At 30.8% G+C, this 4175-nt stretch carries 5 protein-coding genes and 1 riboswitch; all 5 genes read right to left on the bottom strand.

Features of this window, described 5'->3' with window-relative positions; genetic code table 11:
• Positions 1–399, bottom strand: a 399-nt coding sequence (locus AB2369_RS12040; protein WP_367666719.1) for a histidine kinase N-terminal domain-containing protein, incomplete at its 3' end; no start/stop codon positions are given.
• A complete protein-coding gene (locus AB2369_RS12035; protein WP_367666718.1) occupies positions 392–964 on the bottom strand; it encodes an ANTAR domain-containing response regulator in 573 nt (190 codons plus the stop codon). The genes AB2369_RS12035 and AB2369_RS12040, both read right to left, overlap by 8 nt.
• An 18-nt stretch (positions 965–982) precedes the next feature.
• On the bottom strand, positions 983–1417 hold the full coding sequence (locus AB2369_RS12030) for a EutP/PduV family microcompartment system protein (protein ID WP_367666717.1): 435 nt from the start codon (positions 1415–1417) through the stop codon (positions 983–985).
• A gap of 9 nt (positions 1418–1426) precedes the next feature.
• Complete coding sequence (gene eutS, locus AB2369_RS12025) at positions 1427–1777, bottom strand: ethanolamine utilization microcompartment protein EutS (protein ID WP_367666720.1); 351 nt, start codon at positions 1775–1777, stop codon at positions 1427–1429.
• Positions 1778–1954: 177 nt separating this feature from the next.
• Complete coding sequence (locus AB2369_RS12020; RefSeq protein WP_367666716.1) at positions 1955–3094, bottom strand: 1-propanol dehydrogenase PduQ; 1140 nt, start codon at positions 3092–3094, stop codon at positions 1955–1957.
• A gap of 371 nt (positions 3095–3465) precedes the next feature.
• Positions 3466–3641, bottom strand: a riboswitch (cobalamin riboswitch).
• Positions 3642–4175 lie beyond the last annotated feature (534 nt).

Genomic DNA, 4175 nt, shown 5'->3' with positions numbered 1-4175 from the left:
ACTTATATCCTGCTCAAGAATTAATACTCCTATAGTCTTACCTAAATGGTCTATAGGTACTATTCTTTGTTTAACAAACTTATTTTCTTGGGTTATAGCCTTTATATCCTTTGATGGTAATCCATCTTTAAAGGTTTTTAAAACCCCTGGCTCCCTTTCCTTTGATGCTACTTTTCCAACAACTATAGATGAGTAAAGAGATTTACCACTTGAAGGTATTCCATGAACAAGTACTATAGCTTCTTCCTTATATTTTGATAACACATCTATAAATATGTCACATTCATAAAAGTCAGCCATAAGGTTTAAGGATTTTGATACATCTATGATTTTATTTATTTCATCATCAGTTAGGTCTGTATATTCTTTTGATAGACTATATATATCTTCATTAATCATAGGTAATTATTATAGTCTCTGCAATATTAATCATAGAACATCTCTTATCCATACTTAAACTTCTTAGTTTACTATATGCCTCATCCTCTGTAATTTTAAGTTCCTTCATAAGAATTCCTTTAGCTTTTTCTATAACTTTTCTCTCATCTAACTTTTTTGTTGCCTTCTTAAGTTCCACCTTTAGACTCTTAAACTCTTCTCCCCTTGAGAGGCACATCTCAATAGTAGGTATGAATGATTTTTCATCTAAGGGTTTAACTAGATATCCAAAAGCTCCAACATTCTTTGCTTTTTCAACAAAGTCCTTATCATTAAATGCAGTAAGTAATATAATTCCTCCTGCTAGGTTCTCCATATTTATCTTTTTGCTTGCTTTAAGTCCATCTAAGATAGGCATTTGTATATCCATTACAACTAGGTCTGGTGAATATTTTCTACATAATTCAATGGCATCAAATCCATCGGAAGCTTCTCCTACTACCTCGTAGCCTTCAGCCTCTAAAATATCTCTTATATCCATTCTAGTAATAGGTTCATCATCGACTATTACAATAGTTTTTTTCATTTTAAGCATTCACCTCTGCTAAATTCCCTTTAAGAATTTCTCCAATTCCTGAGTGCCTATATTTTCCTTTGGAGCTACTCTAAAAATTTTTTCTGCTCCAGCAGCAATTAAATACTGCTCTCTTTCCTTTAAGATATCTTCATCTTCTATAAGATCAATCTTTGTAAGTATTCCTATAATAGGCTTTGAAAAACTTGCTCCAAATCCAGGTGGAAAATAACTTCTATCATCTGTTGCATCTTGAACAAGACCTATAACATCCGCATCAGCAGCTGTTACTATTAAAGCCTTATAATAAAATCTATTTTCTATATATTCTCCCGGAGTATCAATAGCATTTTCATAACCTTCTATAGCTTGAGTTTTCTTATATTCGATGTCTATATCATGAAGCTTCTGACAAAGAGTAGTCTTCCCACTTTCGGTTCTTCCTATTAGTATTAACTTTTTCATATTCTTCTCCTAAGTCCTTGATATCTTTGTTGAAGAAAAATTTAAAAGGTTTGCAAGAACCTCTGTAACCTCCCTAAGGGCTGATTCCACTGAAGCCACATCTCCTGTTAAAACAACTGATCCGCTAAATCTATCTACAAAACCTAATGAAATACCAGCAGCTTTTGTAGCTATATCAGCAGCAATTATAGAGGCTTCCCCTGGAGTTATTGTAAGTATTCCTATTGAATCTCTTTCATTAACAGCAAGTCCTAACTTCTTATAAAGATCTTCATTTGGATTTGCTATTATATGAGCTAGAGTAACCTGTTTTCCTGGAACATATTCCTGTATTACTCTTTGCTTGTCATCCTTCATAATTATCAACTACCTTTATAGTAAAATAAAAGAGGCTCCTAAAAATAAATTAAGAAAACTTATTTTCAAGTAGCCTCATTGCTATCTAAAATTAATTGCTATGCACTCCCTTGTGCATACTCAAATTATACATTTCTTTTTGTTTTTCGTCAATATGTTTGTGTAGAATTTTTATCAAATTTATTTTCTTATTTTTAATAAAATTTCCATAACATCTTCTTTAGTAGGATTCTTAGGATTAGTAGCTGTACATGCATCCTTAAGTGCCATTTCAGCTATATTCTCCTTTACCTTATTAAAGTCCTCATCTTGAACTTTGCAATCCATTAAAGTTTTTGGCATATTCATATCTTTTTGAAGTCTTTCTATGGAGCTAATTAAGTTCTTAACAGCAGCTCTTACATTCCCTCCTGGAAGATTTAAAAGCTTTGCAACCTCAGCATATTTCTTCGCAGCTTCTGAATACTTAACATCAGTATATCCTTTAATATCAGCATTGTATTCAACTATATGAGGAAGAAGTATAGCATTAGTTCTTCCATGAGGTATATGTAACTTTCCACCAATAGCATGAGCTATACCATGATTTAATCCAAGAGATGCCATATTAAATGCCATTCCAGCTAAACAGGATGCATTATGCATTTTTTCTCTAGCAGTTAAATTACCACCATTTTTATACGCCTCTACTAAATTTTCAAATACAAGTTTTATAGCCTTTTCTGCTAAAGCATCTGTAAAATCATTAGCTTTAGTAGATACATAAGCCTCTAAAGCATGAGTTAATACGTCCATACCTGTATCTGCTGTTATAAAGTTTGGTACACTCTTAACAAGTTCTGGATCTAGTATGGCTACCTCTGGAACTAATTCGTCAGAAACTAATGGATATTTAGCTCCCTTTGCTTTATCAGTAATAACTGAGAAAGATGTAACCTCTGATCCTGTTCCACTAGTAGTTGGTATTGCAATAAACTCAACTTCTTTAGTATTTGCTATTTTTAATGAAAAATCCTTTATTGCCTTGGCAGCATCTATTGCAGATCCCCCTCCAAGAGCTATTAAAATATCTGGATTTATTTTTGCCATTTCTTCTATACCCTGTACAACAGTTTCAATAGGTGGATCCGGCACTATGTCACTAAATATAGAATATTCTACTTTATTATTTTTTAAAGGAGTTGTAACACTATCTATCATTCCTGATTTCACCATGAAAGGATCTGTAATTATAAGTACTTTCTTATCCTTTATGAAATCTAATGCATTTAAGGCTCCTTGTCCAAAATACACCTTAGTTTTTATGCTAAAATTATTCATTTTTTATCCCCTTTCTTTAGGTTTTTAAAATAATTTTTAAACAATAACATAAATTGTGAAATAAAAAAGGTGCTCCATAGAAAACTATGGAGCACCTTTGCTCATTCACTTCATTGTGTTTAATCTTAATATACTATTTTAGAAAAGTATTGTCAACATGTATATATCACCCTTGATATATACATGTGACCATATATTCTACCATTAAAATCTTCATTGATTTTCTTAATCTTCTTTGATTAGTCCTCTAGTAGAATAAAGGAGAATAATATTTAGGTTTAGTTAAAATAAAAATTCCACAGAAACCCTCTGTGGAATGCATAATATACATAAATAATATTATGCTTAGTCCTCCCTCCGAAGAAAAGCTTTCTTAAATCGCACTATTCAACAAGTATCCTGGCTCTCGTTTCAACCTCAGAGTTCCTTCCCAGAAAATATTCCAGTGGTTATAACTCTTCGTCCACGATTACAGTAGCGGGGGCTGCTATGGTTTTTCACCATATTCCTTAAATAAATAGTAAATATTTAATTTTCTCCATAATTATATCAAAGTAATTTTATTTATTCAATAATAATTAGATTTTTATTTATATTTTTTAATCTATAATATAGGGTTTTTAGCTTGAATCTTAACTTATACATGTACTTTAATTCTTTAAAATCTTAGATTTTAAGCGGTGCATAAGATAAGTTTTAAATCAAAAACCCTATAATTTTCATAAGTTAAATCTTTATAGTGCTTGACTTAACCAACTTAAATCTAAGTACTTCCAATAAAAAGTCAACTAGCATAAGAAATTAATGCTTATCAACATTGTATAAGTTTCATATTTAAATATATGTAATTAAAGCTGAAAATTAAAAACTTGTAACCTTATTTAATTATTTTTATGTAAAAAGTTTTAGATTTCTATGCAACATTTCCTATAAAACCCTTTATAATTTTTTACGAAACTATAGATTTACTACATCACGCCTTAAAATAAACCTCAAATCACTATAATTTGCAGCTTATTCAAAGATTAAGGGGCTGTCTCAAAAATGATTAAAAATCATTTTTGAAGGCGGCTCCTTTTCT

Source organism: Clostridium sp. (genome assembly GCF_040797585.1).
Lineage (GTDB): Bacteria > Bacillota > Clostridia > Clostridiales > Clostridiaceae > Clostridium_Z.
The sequence above is the reverse complement of the archived record's forward strand: the minus strand, read 5'-3'. Positions and strand labels throughout refer to the sequence as shown.

What these genes read in the sequence shown, in the direction of transcription:
- AB2369_RS12035 (WP_367666718.1), bottom strand. Translation starts at nt 964, where the DNA reads ATGAAAAAAACTATTGTAATAGTCGATGATGAACCTATTACTAGAATG.
- AB2369_RS12030 (WP_367666717.1), bottom strand. Translation starts at nt 1,417, where the DNA reads ATGAAAAAGTTAATACTAATAGGAAGAACCGAAAGTGGGAAGACTACT.
- AB2369_RS12020 (WP_367666716.1), bottom strand. Translation starts at nt 3,094, where the DNA reads ATGAATAATTTTAGCATAAAAACTAAGGTGTATTTTGGACAAGGAGCC.